Origin of the sequence: Liquorilactobacillus hordei DSM 19519 (assembly GCF_019443985.1) — a bacterium.
Classification (GTDB): domain Bacteria; phylum Bacillota; class Bacilli; order Lactobacillales; family Lactobacillaceae; genus Liquorilactobacillus; species Liquorilactobacillus hordei.
The window spans coordinates 1,023,355-1,043,146 of the sequence record NZ_CP049303.1; the positions used below are offsets into that span (position 1 = coordinate 1,023,355).

Below are 19,792 nucleotides of genomic sequence, written 5' to 3' on the forward strand. Positions count from 1 at the left end.
TAAGAAATGATGAGTTTTTTACAGGTTAAAATTAGTCTGACGGTTGACTTCTCTAATATTCTTGATATAATTTTATTATTTATTAATTTATTGGAGGAGTTTTAATGGGAAAGTTTTTAAAAAGGTTGCTTTTGAAAGAAGATCCAAATGTTTATCAAGTTAAGGATGCACATTTATCTCAAGTGCTGACTGTCAAAGACTTTTTAGCATTAGGAGTTGGAACAATTGTTTCAACGTCTATATTTACTCTTCCTGGAGTAGTTGCTGCTACACATGCTGGGCCAGCTGTTGTTATTTCATTCTTGTTAGCGGCTGTTGTTGCTGGACTTGTAGCATTTGCTTATGCTGAAATGTCTTCTGTCATGCCCTTTGCCGGGTCGGCATATTCATGGATAAATGTTATTTTTGGTGAATTTTTTGCATGGATTGCTGGTTGGGCTCTCTTGGCAGAATATTTTATTGCAGTTGCTTTTGTTGCATCTGGAATATCGGCTAATTTTCGTGGATTAGTAGAACCACTTGGAGTTAATTTTCCAAAACAACTTGCGAATGCCTTTGGTACTGAGGGTGGAGTTATTGATTTGGTTGCTATGATTGTAGTTTTGTTAGTTGCTATTTTATTATCAAGGGGCATTTCAGGAGTAGCACGAGTTGAGAATCTTTTGGTTGTTCTTAAAGTATTAGCAATTATTTTATTTGTAATCGTTGGAATGACTGCTTTACATAAAGCTAATTATTTTCCTTTTATTCCTAAGTATCATCAAAATGCGGATGGTTCTGCTTTTGGTGGATGGCAAGGTATTTACGCAGGAATATCGGCAATTTTTCTTTCATATATTGGATTTGATTCGATTGCAGCTAATTCAGCTGAAGCAAAGGATCCTCAAAAAACAATGCCACGTGGAATTTTGGGTTCGTTGTTAATAGCCGTTGTATTGTTTGTTGTTGTATCTTTAGTAATTGTAGGAATGTTCAAGTATACTAATTACGCAAACAATGCTGAACCAATTGGCTGGGCTCTTCGCCAGAGTGGTCATCCGATTGTAGCAACGGTTGTGCAAACAATTGCGGTGGTTGGAATGTTCACAGCATTGATTGGAATGATGTTAGCAGGTTCACGTTTACTGTATTCATTTGGTAGGGATGGGATGCTTCCCAAATGGTTAGGAAAATTAAATAAAGATAAACTACCAAATAATGCTACACTTACACTTTCAACAATCGGAATTGTGATTGGTGCATTGTTCCCCTTTGCATTCTTGGCACAATTGATTTCCGCTGGAACATTGATTGCTTTTATGTTTGTTTCCATTGGAATTTATGCATTAAGATCACGTGAAGGCAAGGATTTACCAAAACCAGGTTTTAAAATGCCATTCTACCCAGTTTTACCAGCACTTGCTTTTCTTGGTGCTTTTGTAGTTTTTTGGGGACTAGGAAATGATGCTAAGATGTATGCTATACTATGGTTCTTTATTGGATTAATAATTTATTTTGCATATGGCATCAAGCATTCATATTTAGGAAAGAAAAACAAAGAAAATTAGAAAGTATAATAAGAAAAAGTATGATATAAGTCGGGAAATTTGAGTACTAGCTTGAAATTACGAATATTGCGAGTAATTTGAAGTTGGGCAGAGAATTTTGACTTATGGAACAAATAGAGGGAGTAATTCAAAGCAAACTTTGAATTACTCCCTCTATTTACCATGGATATTAAATTATTCTACAAAGAAGGTAAGTGATGACCACTTCTTTTGCCAGTTCTTATTGGTAACTCGTGTTTTAAATTGCTTTAGTAGCATCTTATCTGACTGAAAACGAGGTGTTGGGTGTATTTCAAAATTAAAAAGATGTTCCAAGGAGAATGGAGCAATGATAGCAGGTTCGGAATCATTTAGATTCACTGCAATGCTGTTGCAGGTCTCCGGTACCTTTTTCAAAGCTGACTCAATGTTTTTCCCGAATGGTTGCAATGATTTTGCATCATTTAAGCATACATTTTCAATATTCCACAAATATTTGGAATATTTTTGTGAAAAAATTGCTTTTCTTGTCAAGAATTGTTCATATGATTCACCGGCGTCAGCATAAAGAACATCAATATTTTCTAGAACTAGATTGGTCTTTTTTGATGATAAATTATTCCAAACGATTGTCCGAATTGTACCACTGCAAACATATGCAGTACTCAGGTGCTCCTTTTTTAAAATTTTAAAAATTTCAGTAAGCTCTGCATTATTAACTAATATCTCAAGTAATTCTTTTTTATAGTTCATTAACATCCTCCGTAAAAATTGCTAAAGTTAATTGTAATGTTTTTTTGAAGAGAATGAAAGCCAATATTTTTGAATAATTATTAAATCGTCAACAGTACTAGTGAAAATCAGTTAAAAATTTGGTATATTAATATTTGAAAGCGTTTCAAATATAGTGAGGGGGAATTTTTATGTCAAAAATAATTGCAATTAATGCAGGAAGTTCAAGTTTAAAATTCAAACTATTTGAAATGAGTACAGAACAAGTATTAGCACAAGGTCTCTTCGATAGAATTGGATTAGCAGAAGGTGAAATAAAAATTAAATATGGTGTTGGTGAGAAGTTTGAAACAAGGGAAGAAATAAAAAATCATTCTTATGCGGTCAAACGTTTATTGGAACTGTTACTTGATTTGGAAATTATTCATGAATTCTCTGAAATAAAAGGGGTAGGACACCGCGTAGTTGCTGGTGGAGAATATTTTAAACGATCAGTTGCTATTGACAGTAAAGTTATCAAGAAGATAAATTCTTTGGCAGAATATGCACCAATTCATAACCCTGCAAACTTGATGGGGATAAAAGCTTTTAAGAAAATTCTTCCAACTGCAGCTGCAGTTGCAGTTTTTGATACATCATTCCATCAAACAATGCCAAAAGAAAATTATATTTTTAGTGTGCCATACGAATGGTATCAAAAGTATGGTGTAAGAAGGTATGGGGCACATGGAACTAGTCATCGCTATGTTGCAGATGTTGCGGCTAAAATCTTAAATCGTCCATTAGAGAAACTCAAATTAATCAGTTGTCATTTGGGTGCAGGAGCATCAATTTGTGCCATCAAGAATGGTAAGTCTTTTGATACTTCAATGGGATTTACTCCATTGACAGGGATTACTATGGCTACACGTTCTGGAGATGCAGATGTTGCGATGTTATCGTTCATGATGCAAAAATTAGATATGCATTCCATGCCTGAAGCAATTTATGATTTGAATAAGAAATCTGGATTATTGGGAATTTCAGGAGTGTCTTCTGATATGCGTGATGTTATGGCAAAAAGTAGTACAAATCCACGTGCTAAGCTTGCTGTCGATATTTTTGTTAAGGATATTGTGAAATATATAGGTTCATATACTGCCGAAATGGGTGGGGTCGATGGAATAATATTTACAGCCGGAATTGGAGAAAACTCTGCAGAAATTAGAAGCGAGGTTTTGAAAAAATTGTCCTATATGGGAATAATGGTTGATGAAGAGAGTAATGCAGTAAGAGGAGAGAATATTGTGATTTCTACTGAAGACTCAAAAGTCAAGGCACTTGTGATTCCAACCAATGAAGAATTAATGATTGCGCGCGATGTTGCTAAGATAATGACAAAAAAGAATGTAAAAAGTGCTAAATTGGTATAGCTAATTTATCCAAAAAAAATAAATTTGTAACGAAATCGTAACATAAAACTGTTCACAAATATGACAAAAAGTGTTAGATTATTCAAGTCGATAAAACAACTAATTTGGGAGGACTTTTGTCATGGGTAACAAGCTTGATATTTTACACGATTATCAAGAAACAGTTGATAAAATTGCTGAACTTGACGAAGTTTGTACGAGGATTGGCAGCTCAAAGCGGGGACGCCATTTATTAAATGCTTACGATGAAAAGAAACGTAATGTTGAAGAAGAACGTGAACAACTTGAAATCATTTTAGAAGCAATGAATGCTGCAGAAGATTAAAAAAGTAAGCAAAAATAAAATAGAGTTAAATTAGAAAATCTGGTAACAGGTTTTCTTTTTTATACTATTAAAAGGCGAAAAAGATTTTTGTTTTTAAGATAGTTAAGGCTTTATTTTAGAATAATACGTATAAACATAAAGAAATCAACGATAAAGTTCGATTTTTGCTTTGACAATTTGTATATCCTTTGCTAAGCTAGGGTTGTATTATAGGAGGGATAACGGTGAGCAATGAAATCAGTATTATAATGGGTAGCTCCTCCGATTGGGAAACCATGAAAGAAGCTGCTAGTATAATAGAACAATTTGGGATTAGTTTTGATAAACGGGTTATTTCAGCACATAGAATGCCACAAGAAATGTTTGATTTTGCAAAAAATGCTGTAGATAATGGAACTAAAGTGATAATTGCTGGAGCGGGTGGTGCAGCACATCTTCCTGGGATGGTTGCGGCAAATACGATTTTACCAGTGATTGGTGTCCCTGTTCAAAGCCATGCTCTTAATGGGCTTGATTCGTTGTTGTCCATAGTACAAATGCCTGCTGGAATACCAGTAGCGACAACTGCAATTGGAGTTGCAGGTGCAAAGAATGCAGCTTTATTGGCATTACAGATACTTGGTATTACTGATTCGAAGATTGCGCAAAAGCTTATGGAATATCGTAAACAGTTGCATGATAAAGCAATGGAGAGTGGTGAGAAACTTGTCTAAGATGATTGCACAAGGACAAACAATCGGAATTATTGGTGGTGGGCAGTTGGGGCAGATGTTGGCATTTTCCGCTAAGTCTGCGGGATTTCGTGTATTAATTTTAGATCCCAATCCCGACTGCTCTGCAGGACAGGTTTCTGATGATCAAATTGTTGCTGAGTACGAGAATATTTCTGCAATTGAAGAACTAGCGGCACGTTCCGATGTTTTGACATATGAATTTGAAAATGTTGATTTAGAAGCATTAGAAGATGTTACAAAGGTGGTTTCTGTCCCGCAAGGAACAAAGTTATTGGCAATTACTAAGGATAGATTAAATGAGAAAAACTTTTTAGCTGATAATGAGTTAAAGGTTACGCCTTTTGCAGCAATTAATTCTCTTACAGATTTGAAAACTGAAATTAAGAAGTTTGGATATCCAGCAGTTCTAAAAACATGTCAGGGTGGCTATGATGGAAAAGCTCAACTGGTATTGCGTAATGCAACAGATATTGCCAATGCTCCAGAGTTGATTAAGCAAGGACAATGCATCTTAGAGGATTGGGTTGCATTTTCTAAAGAAATTTCAGTGATGGTTGCGAGAAATGTCGATGGAGAGGTTTCATTCTTCCCTGTGAGCGAGAATATTCATCGAAATCAAATTTTACATGAGAGCATTGTGCCAGCAAGAATCTCGGATGCTTTACAAGAAAAAGCACAGGCAATGGCTGAAAAAATTGCAATCAAAATTAATCTATGTGGTATCCTTGGTGTAGAGATGTTTGTTGGTGAAGATGGTGAACTTTATGTAAATGAACTTGCACCACGTCCACATAACTCAGGGCATTATTCGATTGAGGCATGCAATTTTTCACAGTTTGATATGCATAACCGAGCAATTTGTAATTGGCCGATGCCCAAAATAGAATTACTGAAGCCAGTTGTCATGGTTAATATTCTGGGACAGCATGTTGATGGTGCTGCAAAATTGGTTGCTGAGAAACCTCAGTGGAATTTCCATGACTATGGTAAAGGCAATGTTCGTAATGATAGGAAGATGGGACATATTACAATCTTGACGGATAATATCGAAGAAACGCTTTCTGAAATTAAAAAAACAAAAGTATGGGATTAAAGGAGCAAACTAATGATTTCAAGATATTCACGACCAGAAATGGCAGCAATTTGGGAAGATCAAAAAAAATATGAATGTTGGCTTGAAGTGGAAATTGCAGCTGACGAGGCATGGTCAAAGCTTGGACATATTCCTGCTGAAGATGTTAAGAAAATTCGTGAGAATGCTAAGTTTGATGTTAATAGAATTTTAGAAATTGAAGAGACGACACATCACGACGTAATCGCTTTTACTCGTTGTGTATCAGAATCACTTGGTGAAGAAAAAAAATGGGTTCATTACGGTCTAACTAGCACAGATGTCGTAGATACAGCTTATGGTTACCAATTAAAACAAGTTAATGAATTATTACGAAAAGACTTAGCTCATTTCAAGGATATTGTTGCTAATCAAGCCAAGAAGTATAAAGACACTGTTATGATGGGGAGAACTCATGGAGTACATGCTGAACCGACTACTTTTGGGCTAAAATTAGCAAGGTGGTATTCAGAAGTAAAGCGTGATATTGAACGCTTTGAACATGCTGCTAAGGGTGTTGAAGCGGGAAAAATAAGTGGGGCAGTAGGAACATTTGCCAATATTGACCCATTTGTAGAAAAATATGTTTGTGAAAAACTTGGTATTCGACCTCAAGAAATTTCAAGTCAGGTTTTACCACGTGATTTGCATGCTGAGTATCTTGCAGCTTTAGCTTTAATTGCAACAAGTTTAGAAAAATTCGCGACTGAGATTCGTGGTTTACAAAAATCTGAGACACGAGAAGTTGAAGAGCATTTTGCAAAGGGTCAAAAGGGCTCTTCTGCAATGCCACATAAGCGAAACCCAATTGGTTCAGAGAATATCTGTGGATTAGCTCGTGTTGTTCGAGGTCACATGGTAACAGCTTTTGAGGATGTTACATTGTGGCATGAGCGAGATATTTCACATTCTTCAGCCGAAAGAATTATTTTACCGGATACTACTATTTTGGTTGATTATATGTTGAATCGCTTCGGTAAAATTTTGGAGAATTTGACTGTTTTTCCAGAGAACATGTTGCGTAACATGGATAGAACTTTTGGCTTGATTTACAGTGGTAGAGTCTTGCTTAAGTTAATTGATACTGGTATGAGTAGAGAAGATGCATATGATCTAATTCAACCCAAAACAGCCGAATCATGGGATAAGCAAGTCCAATTTCGGCCACTGCTTGAGCAAGATGATCGAATTACTAGTCGTCTTTCAAAAGAAGAATTAGATGATGCGTTTGATTATCATTGGCATTTACGCCATGTCACTGAAATCTTTGAACGTGTTGGACTAAGTTAGGTGTAAATAAAAGGGTAATCAAGATAAGTAGCATGGTATAAGAGTTAGAAACATCATAATAAATATACGAAAAATTATGAAATATGTGTATTAAAGAGTGAATGATTTTCTTTAAAAAAGAGGAGTATCCCATAATAAGTCAGAACGAAAACTATGACTTATTGAATAGGTTTATACAGGATAAATAGGTTGGGTCAAAATTTAACTTTTGGCTTGACCTATTTTTTTAGTTTTTTTTGGTGCGTTTCTTGTGTTCAAATAAAAGACGGTAAATTTTATATGGTATGCGACCTATTGTTCGGAATAATTAAATAGATAAAGCATATTATATGCCTTATTTTGTCACATTTGTAATAAGGCAAACTAAATATTGAGTTATAGAAATTAAAGTTCGTCTTTTACATATTGACTATTTGTTTTTTTATTGTTAATCTTTAAGTGAAATAGTGATCATTTATCGCAGTAGGTATTCTTAATATTCGTCTATAGTTGAAAGGAATGAATTTGAAAGATGGAAAAATTGATTTATGCAGGAAAAGCCAAACAAATGTGGACAACTGAGGATGATGAAATTCTAAAAGTAGTTTATATGGATCAGGCAACTGCATTGAATGGTAAGAAGAAAGACCAAATTTCGGGTAAAGGAATTTTGAATAACCATATATCTTCCTTGATTTTCGAATATCTTACACAACAAGGAATTGAGAATCATTATATTAAAAGAATTTCTGATACAGAAGAACTTGTAAAGAAAGTAACCATTTTACCACTTGAAATGGTTACGAGAAATGTAGCAGCCGGACATTTTACAACTCGTTTTGGGGTTGAAGAAGGTAAAATATTCACAACACCTGTAGAGGAAACATATTTTAAAAGCGATGAATTAGATGATCCATTTATGAACAATTCTCAGATTTTTGCATTGAAAATAGCAACAAAAAGTGAGATTGAAAAGATGTGGGAAATTTCACGAAGAGTTAATCAATTATTGACAGAATTATTTAAAAAAATGAATTTGCGTTTAATCGACTTCAAATTAGAATTTGGCAGATTGAAAAATGGTGAAATCGTTTTGGCAGATGAATTTTCGCCAGATAATTGTCGCCTTTGGGATATCGATAGTAATGCACATATGGATAAAGATGTATACCGACGCGATATTGGGGATTTGACGGATGTGTATAAAGAAGTATTGAAACGACTTCAAAAAGTTCTTACGGAGGATATGTAATTATGGTGAATGTGCGAATTTTTGTGACTTACAAGCAATCAGTTTTCAATCCCCAAGGGGAAACAATTACAGATGCGATTCATAGTTTAGGTTTTTCAATGGTAAAGAAAGTAAATGTTGGTAAATTCTTTGATTTACAGCTAGAGCCTAGTGATAAATCAGTAGAAGAGATTGTTAGCCAAGTTTCAGAACAACTCTTGGTTAACTTTAATTTAGAAACTTATCGTTATGAAGTAATGGAGGAAGCATGATGAAGATTGCTGTTGTGGTTTTTCCTGGTTCAAATTGTGATATCGATCTTTTTGAAGCACTTCACACAGTCTGTGGCGCTGATGCAGAGTATGTATCTTATAAAAAAGATAACTTGAAAGGCTTTGACGCAGTCATGTTACCTGGAGGATTTTCATATGGCGATTACTTAAGGTGTGGTGCAATTGCTCGCTTTAGTAATATTATGCCTGCAATTATTGAATTTGCAGCACAGGGAAAGCCAGTCTTTGGAACTTGTAATGGCTTCCAAATTTTAACGGAAGCTGGACTTTTGCCAGGTGCCTTGAAACAAAATGATAGCTTAAAGTTTGTTTGCAAAACAGTTAATTTAATTGTTGAAAACAATCAAACTATCTTTACAACACAATACAAAGAAAAAGAAAAAATTGCTTTACCAATTGCGCATGCAGATGGTAGTTACTATGCCGATGAAGAAACTTTGGCAGAACTTGAAGAAAATCAGCAAGTTGTCTTTCGTTATGCTGAAGAAAATCCGAATGGAAGTTTGAATAATATTGCTGGTATCACCAATAAGAACGGTAATGTTTTGGGAATGATGCCACATCCTGAAAGAGCTGTTGAAGCAATGTTGGGTAACCAAGATGGATTGCGTTTATTTAAATCATTGCTTGAAAATGGGAAGGTCGCTACTGAGGAGGCTGTACGCTAATGGTTGTGAAAGTCGAAATGAGCCCGGTGGAAATAAAGAAAAATAAACCTTATCTGGAGTGGGGATTAACCGAAAAAGAATATGATTTCATTTCTAAAAATTTGTTAGGACGTTTGCCTAACTATACTGAAACTGGTCTTTTCTCAGTTATGTGGAGTGAACATTGTTCCTATAAAAAGTCAAAACCTGTCTTACGGGAATTTCCTAATAAAAATGAACGCGTACTGCAAGGCCCTGGAGAAGGTGCTGGAATTGTTGATATCGGTGATGAGCAAGCTGTTGTATTTAAGGCAGAGAGTCACAACCATCCATCTGCAGTTGAGCCTTATGAAGGTGCTGCAACAGGTGTTGGAGGAATAATTCGTGATATTTTCAGTATGGGAGCAAGACCTATTGCGATGCTTGACTCATTACACTTTGGCGAGATTGATAATGCACATACAAGATATTTAATTAATGAAGTAGTTGCTGGAATTGGTGGCTATGGCAACTGTATGGGAATTCCAACAGTTGGTGGTGAAATGACCTTTGATGAATGTTATACAGGTAATCCCTTAGTAAATGCAATGTGTGTTGGAATTATGGATCAAAAAGATATGCAAAAAGGACAGGCAAAAGGAATTGGCAATGCGGTTATGTATGTGGGTGCTAAGACGGGACGTGATGGAATTCACGGTGCCACATTTGCATCTGCAGATTTTGCAGATGACAGGGAAACACAGCGTTCAGCTGTACAAGTCGGAGATCCTTTTATGGAAAAACTCTTGATGGAGGCCTGTTTAGAATTAACTACTCAACATAAGGAATGGTTGGTTGGTATTCAAGATATGGGCGCAGCAGGGATTGTTTCTTCAAGTTGTGAAATGGCATCCAAAGCGGGCAGTGGGATGGAGCTAATATTAGATAATGTTCCACAAAGAGAAACTGAGATGTCAGCATATGAAATTATGTTAAGTGAATCGCAGGAAAGAATGTTACTGTGTGTTCGTGCGGGATTTGAAGAAAATATTAAGTCTTTGTTCAAGGAATATGGATTAGAGGCAGTTGTAATTGGACGTGTTACGGAAGGAAATGACTACGTTTTAAGGCATCATGGCGAGATTGTTACCAATATTCCTGTTTCAAGTTTAACGGATGATGTTTTAGAGGAACCTAGTGAGGAAAGAAAACCAGAAAGAATTGCACAAGCTGAGAGTGTGTCTAATTGGGTTCCAAAATTAACAGATGTCAAACAAATATTAAAACAACTATTAGCACAATCTACAATTGCTTCAAAAGAAATCTTTACGCAAACATATGATTCACAAGTTAGAACTAATACTGTTGTGGGCCCTGGTAGTGACGCAGCTGTTTTGCGTATCAGAGGAACAAAGAAAGGATTGGCAATGACTGCCGATGGCAATGGTCGCTTTGTATACCTCAATCCATTTGTCGGTGGACAAATTGCAGTTTTGGAATCTGCTGCCAATTTAATTGCAAGTGGAGCACTTCCGCTTGCAATGACTGATTGTTTGAATTATGGAGATCCTACCGATCCTGAAATTTATTGGGAGCTTCATCAATCAGTGCTTGGAATGTCAGAAACTTGTCGTGTACTAAATACTCCTGTAATTTCGGGGAATGTATCGTTGTACAATGAAAATAATGGTGAGGCAATTTATCCTACTCCAATGGTTGGAATGGTCGGTTTAGTCAAGAATATTAATAAATATCTGACCAATACTTTTAAGAATAGTGGAGCCAAGGTATTCCTAGTTGGTGAAACGCATGCTGATTTTGCAGGATCCGAGATTCAAAAAATGTTGAACGGCAAGATTTCGGGGACATTGCGATCTATTGATACCGAATTTGAGAGTAAGAAATTTTTAAAATTATTGCAAGCAATTGAAACAGGGCTAGTAGATAGTGCTCACGATTTGAGTGAAGGTGGATTGGCTGTTGGATTGGTGGAAAGTACTTTTTCAAGTAATTTGGGATTAGAAATTGAAGTAAAAACAATGGCGGCACAAGATTTGTTTAGTGAAACTCCAGGCAGATTTGTGGTGAGTGTGAATCCAAAGAATGTTGAAAAGTTTATTGAAATAATGGGAAATGATTGTATGGAAATTGGTGAGACAACCGCGGATCAGAAGGTACACTTGAAGTGTCAGAATACAGATTTTGAGATTCAAGTTGCGGAAGCTCAGAAAATTTGGGAGGAAGCAATACCATGCCTTATGAAATCAAAGGATTAAATGAAGAATGTGGTGTCTTTGGTGTTTTTGGAACACCTGAGGCAAGTCATCTGACATATTTTGGATTGCATAGTTTGCAACATCGTGGACAAGAAGGTGCTGGAATTGTTGTGAGCAATGGAGAAAAATTACAACAATTTAGAAATCGAGGACTATTGGCCGAAGTTTTTGCAAATAAGGAAAATTTGGATAATTTAGTAGGTGATGCTGCAATTGGTCATGTAAGGTATGGGACAAGCGGTAATAATATACTCGCTAATGTGCAACCATTTTTATTTCATTTTGGCGATGGCGATGTTGCACTGGCTCATAATGGTAATCTGACGAATGCTGAGACAATCAAGCATGATCTTGAAAAAGAAGGAGCAATTTTTCAATCCACTTCAGATACAGAAATCTTAATCCATCTGATTCGACAGAAGAAACATATGAATTTCATTGATGCACTCAAAGCAAGTTTGAACCAAATTCATGGAGGTTTTGCCTTTTTATTATTGCGTAATGATAGCTTAATTGCGGCCCTGGATCCAAATGGTTTTAGACCATTATCAATTGGACAACTTGCAAATGGCTCATATGTTGTTGCTAGTGAAACTTGCGCTATGGACATGGTAGGAGCAAAAATAGTACGTGATGTTCAGCCTGGTGAATTGATAATCATTGATAAAGAGGGTTTGCATATTGATCGATATACCAATGAGACTCAGCTGGCAATTTGTTCAATGGAATATATTTATTTCTCACGTCCAGATTCAATTCTTCATGGTGTGACAGTTCATAATGCGCGTAAGAAAATGGGAAGGCTGCTTGCTAAACAATCCCCGCTAGATGTCGATATGGTGGTTGGTGTACCGAATTCTTCTTTATCAGCTGCAAGTGGATATGCTGAAGAGAGTGGATTACCTTATGAAATGGGACTGATTAAAAATCAGTATATTGCAAGAACTTTCATTCAACCGACGCAAGAACTTCGTGAGCGTGGAGTTAAGATGAAGTTATCTGCTGTTCGTGGGGTTGTTGAGGGTAAGAAAGTTGCAATTATTGATGATTCAATTGTTCGTGGAACAACAAGCAAACAGATTGTTAAGTTGTTGAAGGATGCTGGTGCTAAAGAAGTTCATATGCGGATTGCTTCTCCTCCTTTGCGTTTTCCATGTTTTTATGGAATTGATATTTCAACTCGGTCTGAACTTATGGCAGCTAATTATTCTGTTGCTGAAATGTGTAGGGAAATTGGAGCGGATTCACTTGAGTTTTTGACGATTCCAAACTTAATTAAAGCAATTAGTGTTCCTGATGCAAAGGATGCTCCAAATGGAGGATTGTGTGTTGCTTACTTTGATGGCAAATACCCAACTCCTTTATATGATTATGAAAAAGGATACTTGAAATCGCTGAAACATCAGCACGAATTGGAGGTTGGTGTGAGATGAGTAGATACCAAGAAGCCGGTGTGGATGTAAATGCAGGATATGAGCTTGTGGCTAGGATCAAAGAAGAGGTAGCGAGCACTAAACAGCCTGGGGTTCTTGGAGGACTTGGAAGTTTTGGTGGATTATTTGATTTGGGAGAGTTAAATATCAAACATCCAGTCTTGGTATCAGGTACTGATGGTGTTGGAACGAAATTATTGATTGCACAAAAGGCTGATAAACATGAAACAATTGGAATTGATTGTGTTGCAATGTGCGTTAATGATATCGTTGCACAAGGAGCAAAACCGCTATTTTTTCTAGATTATATTGCAACTGGGCATAATGATCCCCAAAAAATGGCTGCAATTGTCAAAGGAGTTGCAGCCGGTTGTCGACAAGCAAAAGTTGCATTGATTGGTGGTGAAACAGCCGAAATGCCAGATATGTATTCATCTGATGAGTATGATTTGGCCGGTTATGCAACTGGTGTAGTTGAAAAGAATCAATTATTGACAAATGAAAAACCTCAAGCAGGAGATGTTCTGATAGGCTTGCCATCAAGTGGATTACATTCAAACGGGTTTTCTTTAGTAAGACAAATTCTTTTCAAGGATAATGAGTTAAGACTCTCAGACAAACCGAAAATACTAAATGGAAGCACAATTGGTCAAACTTTACTTGAGCCCACTAGAATATATGTTAAGTCTTTGTTACCATTATTAGATGCAAGAATTATTGCTGGAATTAGTCATATAACTGGTGGAGGTTTAATTGAAAACTTACCACGAATGTTTAGTGACAAATTGCAGGCTCAAATTAAATTGCATTCTTGGCCAGTACTCTCCATTTTTGATTACTTAAAAAAGCAAGGTAACTTGTCTAATGCGGATTGTTTTGAAGCATTTAATATGGGCTTAGGAATGGTTATTGCAGTTTCACCCACTAATTTAAATCGGGTAAAGGATATTTTAAGATCTGAAAAAGAAACATTCTACATTGTAGGTAAATTGGCTAATAGACCAGTTGATTCTGAAAAAATTAGTTTTAAGTGAGGCAATTGATATGAGAGTTGCAATTTTTGCATCAGGTAATGGATCGAATTTCGAAATATTTGCAGATTTATTTGAGAAAAAAGAGCTTCAGGGTGAATTAGCATTATTGTTTTGTGATCATCCAGATGCTTTAGTGGTTGAACGAGCAAAAAAACACCGAGTTGCAGTCGAGACTTTTACTGTTAAAGCAGTTGGTGGGAAAAGAATCTATGAAGAAAAAATTGCAGAAATACTTAAACAATATAAGATTGATTTCATAATTCTTGCAGGTTATCTAAGGGTTATAGGTGCCCCAATTCTTGATAATTATGAGGGGAGAATTGTTAATCTTCATCCAGCATATCTGCCAGAGTATCCTGGGCTTCATTCAATTGAGAGGGCTTTTGATGATCAGAAGAAGCAAACAGGTGTGACAGTTCATTATATTGACTCAGGACTGGACTCTGGGCCGATTATTGCACAAAAGAGAGTTCCGATTTTTGAAGATGACACGATTGAGTCTTTGGAAGCACGAATTCATGCATGTGAACATAAATTATATCCAGAAGTTGTAAAATCGATATTAAATGAATTAATTGAAAAAGGAGAATAACTAAAAATGAAGCGAGCTTTGATGAGTGTTTCTGACAAAACAGGATTGGTGTCTTTTGCACAAAAACTAATTGAAAAAAATTTTGAAATTGTTTCGACTGGTGGGACAAAAAAAGTATTGGAAGATGCTGGTATAGAAACCATTTCAGTAGAAGATGTAACTGGTTTTCCAGAAATTCTTGATGGACGAGTAAAAACGCTGAATCCATTTATTCATGGAGGATTACTCGGACGAAGAGATTTGCCAGAGCATGTCAAAACAATGGAAAAATTGCATATTCAACCTATTGATTTGGTTTGTGTTAATCTTTATCCGTTTAAAGAAACAATTGAGAAACCCGATGTAACTCTCGCTGATGCAATTGAAAATATTGATATTGGTGGACCAAGTATGTTGCGGAGTGCTGCCAAAAATTATCATGATGTAACAGTAGTTGTTGATAGTGCTGATTATCAGGTTATTGCAAATGAATTGGACGAATTCGGAGATACAAAGTTAGAAACACGTGCCAAATTTGCCGCTAAAGTTTTTAGACACACAGCTGCTTACGATGCGCTGATTGCAAGTTATTTAACCGAAAAAGCTGGTATTGTTGCACCAGAAAAACTAACGCTGACCTATGATTTAGAAGATTCAATGCGCTATGGTGAAAATAGCCACCAAAAAGCATGGTTTTACAAAGATGCTTTACCAAAGGAATATGCAATTACAAATGCTAAACAATTACATGGTAAGAAGCTATCATATAATAATATTAAGGATGCAGATGCTGCAATTAGGATTGCTCGCGAATTTTCTGAACCAACAGTCGTGGCACTTAAGCACATGAATCCTTGTGGAATTGGCAAGGGAAATACGATTGAGGAAGCTTGGGATAGAGCCTACGCAGCAGATTCCATCTCAATTTTTGGCGGTGTAATTGTTTTAAATCGCAAAGTTGATTTGGCAACAGCCAAAAAAATGCATGCGTTATTCCTAGAAATTATTATTGCACCTGCTTACACAGATGAAGCTTTTGAAATCTTAGCTAAGAAGAAAAATATTCGTTTACTGCAGTTAGATTTTGTAAATAAAGATGAACAACCTCGTAAGGAAACTGTTTCTGTAATGGGTGGTTTACTTGTACAGGAACAAGATGTTTTGGAAGAGGATCCAGAAACATGGACAGTAGTAACAGAAAAGCAACCTACAGCGCAACAGTTGAAAACACTCTTATTTGCTTGGAAGGCAGTTAAACATACCAAGAGTAATGCAATTGTTGTGACAAACGATGATCAAACACTTGGAATTGGTGCGGGACAACCTAATAGAATTGATTCAACCAAAATTGCTATCAAGAATACAGGAAATAATTTGGATGAGACAGCTGTATTAGCCAGTGATGCATTTTTCCCTATGGATGATTGTGTTGAATATGCTGCTGAACATGGAATTAAGGCAATTGTACAACCTGGTGGTAGTATTCGTGATAAAGACTCAATTGCAATGGCTAACAAATACGGAATCACAATGGTAATAACAGGTATCCGTCATTTCAGACACTAAGCTGGGGGATGTAATTGTGAGTAAAAAACTTAATCTATTGGTAGTTGGTTCTGGTGGACGTGAGCATGCCATCTGTAAGTCGTTTAGTAAAAGTCAAAAAATTGCTAATATATATTGTGCTCCTGGAAATAGTGGGATGGAATCAGTAGGAATCAATACGATAAATATTTCAGAGCTAGATTTCAGAGCTTTAGCTGATTTTGTAGTTGAGAAACAAATTGATTGGACTTTTGTCGGACCAGAAGATGCTCTTGTTGCAGGAATTACTGATTATTTTGAAGAACGTGGACTTGCAATTTTTGGGCCAAATAAATTCGCTGCTCAATTAGAAGGATCAAAAGATTTTGCGTTGAAATTCATGATAAAACATGGCATTCCAACAGCTGATTATCAAACTTTTCAAGATGCGGATGAAGCTAACACAGCACTTAAAGATTTTGTTACTCCCATCGTGATTAAAGCCGATGGTTTGGCTGCTGGAAAGGGAGTAACTATTGTGAAGTCAAAAGAAGATGCACAAATAGTTATTAGCAAGATGTTTAAGAATGGGGAGAAACAGATTGTTCTCGAAGAGTTCTTAAATGGTCCTGAATATTCTTTATTTGTTGTAGTCAATGGAAATGATTTTCAAATTTTACCAATGGCACAAGATCACAAACGGGCTTATGACAATGATGAAGGTCCTAATACAGGTGGGATGGGTGCCTACAGTCCAGTTCCACAACTTTCAGATGAAGATTACCAAAAAATGATTTCAAAGGTAGTTGCCCCCTCAATTGCTGGCCTAAATAAAGACAACTTTGATTATCATGGTATTTTGTATATTGGCCTAATTTTAACCAATCAAGGTCCAAAGGTTATTGAATATAATGTTAGGTTGGGTGATCCCGAGACTCAGGTAGTACTACCGCGATTAGAGTCAGATTTTGCAGAATTAATTGATAATTGTCTTAACGGTGTAAAAATGCAACAAATAAAAGTCAATTCGAAAGCATGTCTTGGGATTGTTCTGGCCGCAAAGGGGTATCCGAACTTGCCCGTTAAGGGTCAGGCACTTCCTCATTTTGATGAAGAAGAAGGAATTTCAATTGATTATGCTAATGTAATTGCCAAAAATGGTCGTTTATATGGTAATGGGGGAAGAATCCTAAGTATTGTTGCATTACAGGATACAATTAATAATGCACAACTTAAAGCTCGTAAATACATTAGTACCCTTGTGCTTAATGACTGCTACTACCGTAACGACATTGGAAACAAAGCGCTAAAATAATAATATAGCTGAATTCAAAATAATTGTATGAAAAAAAGAGGAGATAGATCAAAATTTGACTTTTGACCTACTCTCCTTTTTAAAATAGAATACTATCTGAAATCCAAGCAAAGTCAAAAAGACTAGATTGCTAGTGACAAAAGAGCATGCTTGATGGTATTACCAAGGTCGATACAACCTTCTTTAATTTGTTTTTCTGTAATTCCAGTAAAGTTAAGTCTAAGGTGATTTGTTTCCTTAGAAGTTGCAAATAGCGATGATCCTTCTAAAAATGTTACTTTTCTCGTTTTATTTAACAACTCGCGCGCATCAAGTGATTCAGGTAAATTTACCCAAATGAAGAAGCCACCTGTTGGCTTAGAAAAACTACATTCCGTAGGGAGATTTTCTGAAAGGCCAGTCAACATTGCATTCATTTTGTGTTGATAGACATCGCGCAATTTAGAGATATGTGTTGCAATATCATTATGATCTAAGTATTCATCTATTCCTTCCAATAAAATGTTTGAGGACTGGCAATCATACGATAGTCTTAATGAAGACAATTGATCAACGATTTCTTTAGCGCCAATTAACCAGCCACACCGAAGAGCAGGTGATAAAATCTTAGAAAAACTTCCCAAGGTAACAACATTTTCAGTTAAGTCGAAGGATTTAATTGAAGGAAGAGCATTGCCAGTATAGCGCAGTTCACGATAAGGGTCATCTTCAATAACCATAACATTGTGTTTGGAAGCAAGCTTAGCAAGGCGTTTTCTTTTTTCAATTGACATACAGTATCCAGTTGGATTTTGAAAATTAGGAATTGTATAAATCAACTTAACGTTATTTTCTTCTAATGTTTTTTCCAAGATATCTATGTTCATACCATCATCTTCCATTGGTATTTCATAATAAGTTGGTTTGTGATCATTAAATGCTTCAAGCCCACCAGCATAAGTAGGTGCTTCAACGACGACGCCATCAAAATCATCTAGAAAAAGACCTGCAAGTAGCTTAATTCCTTGTTGTGCTCCTTGTGTAAGCATAATGTTTTCAGGTTGACAAGTTATGCCAGTTGTTTCAGCATAATTAGCAATTCTTTTGCGCAATGGCTCGTAACCCAAGATTGAGCGATATTGAAAAATTTCAGAGGAAGATTTTTTAATTCTGTTTTCAAATGCATTATTGAGTTCTTTTTTTGGAAATAGAGCAGGATCTGGATAGCCACCAGCGAATGAAATCAAGTCAGCTCGACCACTCAACGCGAATAAGGCGTCAAGGCTAGTTGGTTCTTGATTTATGCGACTAGAAAAAGTTGGTATCATAATAAATCCTCCTCGAATAATTTTTACTTGTTTTGTTGATGTTTAAAGTGTACCGTTATTTCTAAGTTAAGTAAAATTCATTTTTTTCAATCTAAGATGAAGATAATTCATTATTAAAATATTGAGGTGTTGATCATGTCCACATTTTCCTATGAAGTTTTCAGTGAAGTTGCAAAGCGTAAGACATTTTTTGCCGCGGCAACACAATTAAATGTTACTCCTTCAGCAATTAGTCATTCAATTGCAGGACTAGAAAAAGAACTTGGTTTTGCATTATTTATTCGTAATCGAACAGGTGTGAAATTAACACCAGATGGGCAGAAGATTTTACCGGTTGTTCAAGATATCTTAAATTCAGAGGCAAAATTGGTAGAAGAGGCTGCACGAATTAATGGATTAAATCAGGGACGGATTCGAATTGGAGCGTTCAGTAGTGTCTGCATTAATTGGTTACCAGACATTATTCAGAGCTTCAAAAAGAAATATCCAGATATTGGTTTATCAGTTACACAGGGTAATTTTAATGAAGTTGCGGAACAAGTGAGACTAGGAATGCTTGATATAGGGTTTAGTGCACTACCAATCAAAGAAAAACTAGAAGTTTTACCGTTGCATCGTGACCCGATTTACTGCATTGCCCCTGAGAGCTTCAATCCGCAAGCTGGTGTGGTCACAAAAGATGATATTAAAAATGAAAACTTCATTTTGCAACAAATAGATTATGATCGTGATACCAAGAGGGCGCTGGACACATATGATGTTTCTGTTAATTCAATCCAGTATAGTATTGATGATGCTTCCATTATTGCAATGGTAGAAAGTGGACTTGGGTTAGGCATTCTACCTGAATTAGCCTTGCAGAAATTATCGGGGAATGTAAATCATTATCCCTTTAAAGAACATTTTTATCGCACAATTTGTTTAATTTCTCATTTTGAAACAAAACAAACACCTTCTACAAGAGCATTTGTTAATGAAATTCAAAACTATATTGCAAAGCGATATCCACAAGAATAAATCTGTTAGAAATTTTTTTGAGTTAGGTCTTCATTTGTTTTTTTTCATATGCTACC

The 19,792-nt window shown here is 36.0% G+C and carries 18 protein-coding genes; 16 read left to right on the forward strand and 2 right to left on the reverse strand.

The window, feature by feature from the left end; all coding sequences use genetic code 11:
- The first annotated feature begins 104 nt into the window (after positions 1–104).
- Positions 105–1,547, forward strand: a complete 1,443-nt coding sequence (locus G6O70_RS06130) for an APC family permease (protein ID WP_057868886.1) — start codon at positions 105–107, stop codon at positions 1,545–1,547.
- A 174-nt stretch (positions 1,548–1,721) separates the two neighbouring features.
- Here G6O70_RS06130 and G6O70_RS06135 read toward each other — a convergent pair whose 3' ends face one another.
- Positions 1,722–2,279, reverse strand: coding sequence for a nucleotidyltransferase family protein (locus G6O70_RS06135; protein ID WP_057868887.1), 558 nt, complete (start codon positions 2,277–2,279; stop codon positions 1,722–1,724).
- A gap of 170 nt (positions 2,280–2,449) precedes the next feature.
- Between G6O70_RS06135 and G6O70_RS06140 the strand changes: the two genes are divergently transcribed.
- From G6O70_RS06140 to purD, 14 genes are all read left to right on the forward strand, one after another.
- On the forward strand, positions 2,450–3,670 hold the full coding sequence (locus tag G6O70_RS06140) for an acetate/propionate family kinase (RefSeq protein ID WP_057868888.1): 1,221 nt from the start codon (positions 2,450–2,452) through the stop codon (positions 3,668–3,670).
- A gap of 121 nt (positions 3,671–3,791) precedes the next feature.
- Positions 3,792–3,995, forward strand: coding sequence for a hypothetical protein (locus G6O70_RS06145; protein ID WP_057868889.1), 204 nt, complete (start codon positions 3,792–3,794; stop codon positions 3,993–3,995).
- Positions 3,996–4,243: 248 nt separating this feature from the next.
- Positions 4,244–4,708 (forward strand): 5-(carboxyamino)imidazole ribonucleotide mutase, encoded by a 465-nt coding sequence (gene purE, locus G6O70_RS06150; RefSeq protein WP_057868957.1) that lies wholly within the window; start codon positions 4,244–4,246, stop codon positions 4,706–4,708.
- Positions 4,671–5,822, forward strand: coding sequence for a 5-(carboxyamino)imidazole ribonucleotide synthase (gene purK, locus G6O70_RS06155; RefSeq protein ID WP_233419112.1), 1,152 nt, complete (start codon positions 4,671–4,673; stop codon positions 5,820–5,822). The genes purE and purK overlap by 38 nt, the downstream gene beginning before the upstream one ends.
- A 12-nt stretch (positions 5,823–5,834) precedes the next feature.
- The gene (gene purB / locus G6O70_RS06160) at positions 5,835–7,130 is read left to right on the forward strand and encodes an adenylosuccinate lyase (RefSeq protein ID WP_057868891.1); all 1,296 of its coding nucleotides are present in this window, start codon (positions 5,835–5,837) and stop codon (positions 7,128–7,130) included.
- A 511-nt stretch (positions 7,131–7,641) separates the two neighbouring features.
- Positions 7,642–8,361 carry a phosphoribosylaminoimidazolesuccinocarboxamide synthase gene (gene purC, locus G6O70_RS06165; protein ID WP_057868892.1) on the forward strand — a complete coding sequence of 240 codons (720 nt, stop codon included), beginning with the start codon at positions 7,642–7,644 and terminating at the stop codon, positions 8,359–8,361.
- Between the two features lie 2 nt (positions 8,362–8,363).
- Positions 8,364–8,612 (forward strand): phosphoribosylformylglycinamidine synthase subunit PurS, encoded by a 249-nt coding sequence (gene purS, locus G6O70_RS06170; RefSeq protein ID WP_057868893.1) that lies wholly within the window; start codon positions 8,364–8,366, stop codon positions 8,610–8,612.
- Complete coding sequence (gene purQ / locus G6O70_RS06175; RefSeq protein ID WP_057868894.1) at positions 8,612–9,301, forward strand: phosphoribosylformylglycinamidine synthase subunit PurQ; 690 nt, start codon at positions 8,612–8,614, stop codon at positions 9,299–9,301. Before purS ends, purQ begins: the two co-directional genes overlap by 1 nt.
- A 5-nt stretch (positions 9,302–9,306) precedes the next feature.
- Entirely contained in the window at positions 9,307–11,535 is a 2,229-nt protein-coding gene (gene purL, locus G6O70_RS06180) for a phosphoribosylformylglycinamidine synthase subunit PurL (protein ID WP_057868958.1), read from the forward strand.
- The gene (purF, locus tag G6O70_RS06185; RefSeq protein WP_057868895.1) at positions 11,511–12,968 is read left to right on the forward strand and encodes an amidophosphoribosyltransferase; all 1,458 of its coding nucleotides are present in this window, start codon (positions 11,511–11,513) and stop codon (positions 12,966–12,968) included. The genes purL and purF overlap by 25 nt, the downstream gene beginning before the upstream one ends.
- Complete coding sequence (purM, locus tag G6O70_RS06190) at positions 12,965–14,002, forward strand: phosphoribosylformylglycinamidine cyclo-ligase (RefSeq protein ID WP_057868896.1); 1,038 nt, start codon at positions 12,965–12,967, stop codon at positions 14,000–14,002. The genes purF and purM overlap by 4 nt, the downstream gene beginning before the upstream one ends.
- 10 nt (positions 14,003–14,012) lie before the next feature.
- A complete protein-coding gene (gene purN, locus G6O70_RS06195; protein WP_057868959.1) occupies positions 14,013–14,594 on the forward strand; it encodes a phosphoribosylglycinamide formyltransferase in 582 nt (193 codons plus the stop codon).
- A gap of 6 nt (positions 14,595–14,600) precedes the next feature.
- Entirely contained in the window at positions 14,601–16,139 is a 1,539-nt protein-coding gene (gene purH, locus G6O70_RS06200; protein WP_057868897.1) for a bifunctional phosphoribosylaminoimidazolecarboxamide formyltransferase/IMP cyclohydrolase, read from the forward strand.
- Between the two features lie 16 nt (positions 16,140–16,155).
- Positions 16,156–17,412: a phosphoribosylamine--glycine ligase gene (purD, locus tag G6O70_RS06205; RefSeq protein WP_057868898.1), complete on the forward strand. Its 1,257-nt coding sequence runs from the start codon at positions 16,156–16,158 to the stop codon at positions 17,410–17,412.
- 122 nt (positions 17,413–17,534) lie between these two features.
- Here the strand turns inward: purD and G6O70_RS06210 are convergent, their stop codons facing one another.
- Positions 17,535–18,719: an aminotransferase-like domain-containing protein gene (locus G6O70_RS06210; protein WP_057868899.1), complete on the reverse strand. Its 1,185-nt coding sequence runs from the start codon at positions 18,717–18,719 to the stop codon at positions 17,535–17,537.
- Between the two features lie 135 nt (positions 18,720–18,854).
- On the opposite strand from G6O70_RS06210, the gene G6O70_RS06215 reads away from it, so the two are divergent.
- Positions 18,855–19,736 carry a LysR family transcriptional regulator gene (locus G6O70_RS06215; protein ID WP_057868900.1) on the forward strand — a complete coding sequence of 294 codons (882 nt, stop codon included), beginning with the start codon at positions 18,855–18,857 and terminating at the stop codon, positions 19,734–19,736.
- Positions 19,737–19,792: the final 56 nt, after the last annotated feature.

What these genes read in the sequence shown, in the direction of transcription:
- G6O70_RS06130 (WP_057868886.1), top strand. Translation starts at nt 105, where the DNA reads ATGGGAAAGTTTTTAAAAAGGTTGCTTTTGAAAGAAGATCCAAATGTT.
- G6O70_RS06135 (WP_057868887.1), bottom strand. Translation starts at nt 2,279, where the DNA reads ATGAACTATAAAAAAGAATTACTTGAGATATTAGTTAATAATGCAGAG.
- G6O70_RS06140 (WP_057868888.1), top strand. Translation starts at nt 2,450, where the DNA reads ATGTCAAAAATAATTGCAATTAATGCAGGAAGTTCAAGTTTAAAATTC.
- G6O70_RS06145 (WP_057868889.1), top strand. Translation starts at nt 3,792, where the DNA reads ATGGGTAACAAGCTTGATATTTTACACGATTATCAAGAAACAGTTGAT.
- purE (WP_057868957.1), top strand. Translation starts at nt 4,244, where the DNA reads ATGGGTAGCTCCTCCGATTGGGAAACCATGAAAGAAGCTGCTAGTATA.
- purK (WP_233419112.1), top strand. Translation starts at nt 4,671, where the DNA reads ATGATAAAGCAATGGAGAGTGGTGAGAAACTTGTCTAAGATGATTGCA.
- purB (WP_057868891.1), top strand. Translation starts at nt 5,835, where the DNA reads ATGATTTCAAGATATTCACGACCAGAAATGGCAGCAATTTGGGAAGAT.
- purC (WP_057868892.1), top strand. Translation starts at nt 7,642, where the DNA reads ATGGAAAAATTGATTTATGCAGGAAAAGCCAAACAAATGTGGACAACT.
- purS (WP_057868893.1), top strand. Translation starts at nt 8,364, where the DNA reads ATGGTGAATGTGCGAATTTTTGTGACTTACAAGCAATCAGTTTTCAAT.
- purQ (WP_057868894.1), top strand. Translation starts at nt 8,612, where the DNA reads ATGAAGATTGCTGTTGTGGTTTTTCCTGGTTCAAATTGTGATATCGAT.
- purF (WP_057868895.1), top strand. Translation starts at nt 11,511, where the DNA reads ATGCCTTATGAAATCAAAGGATTAAATGAAGAATGTGGTGTCTTTGGT.
- purM (WP_057868896.1), top strand. Translation starts at nt 12,965, where the DNA reads ATGAGTAGATACCAAGAAGCCGGTGTGGATGTAAATGCAGGATATGAG.
- purN (WP_057868959.1), top strand. Translation starts at nt 14,013, where the DNA reads ATGAGAGTTGCAATTTTTGCATCAGGTAATGGATCGAATTTCGAAATA.
- purH (WP_057868897.1), top strand. Translation starts at nt 14,601, where the DNA reads ATGAAGCGAGCTTTGATGAGTGTTTCTGACAAAACAGGATTGGTGTCT.
- G6O70_RS06210 (WP_057868899.1), bottom strand. Translation starts at nt 18,719, where the DNA reads ATGATACCAACTTTTTCTAGTCGCATAAATCAAGAACCAACTAGCCTT.
- G6O70_RS06215 (WP_057868900.1), top strand. Translation starts at nt 18,855, where the DNA reads ATGTCCACATTTTCCTATGAAGTTTTCAGTGAAGTTGCAAAGCGTAAG.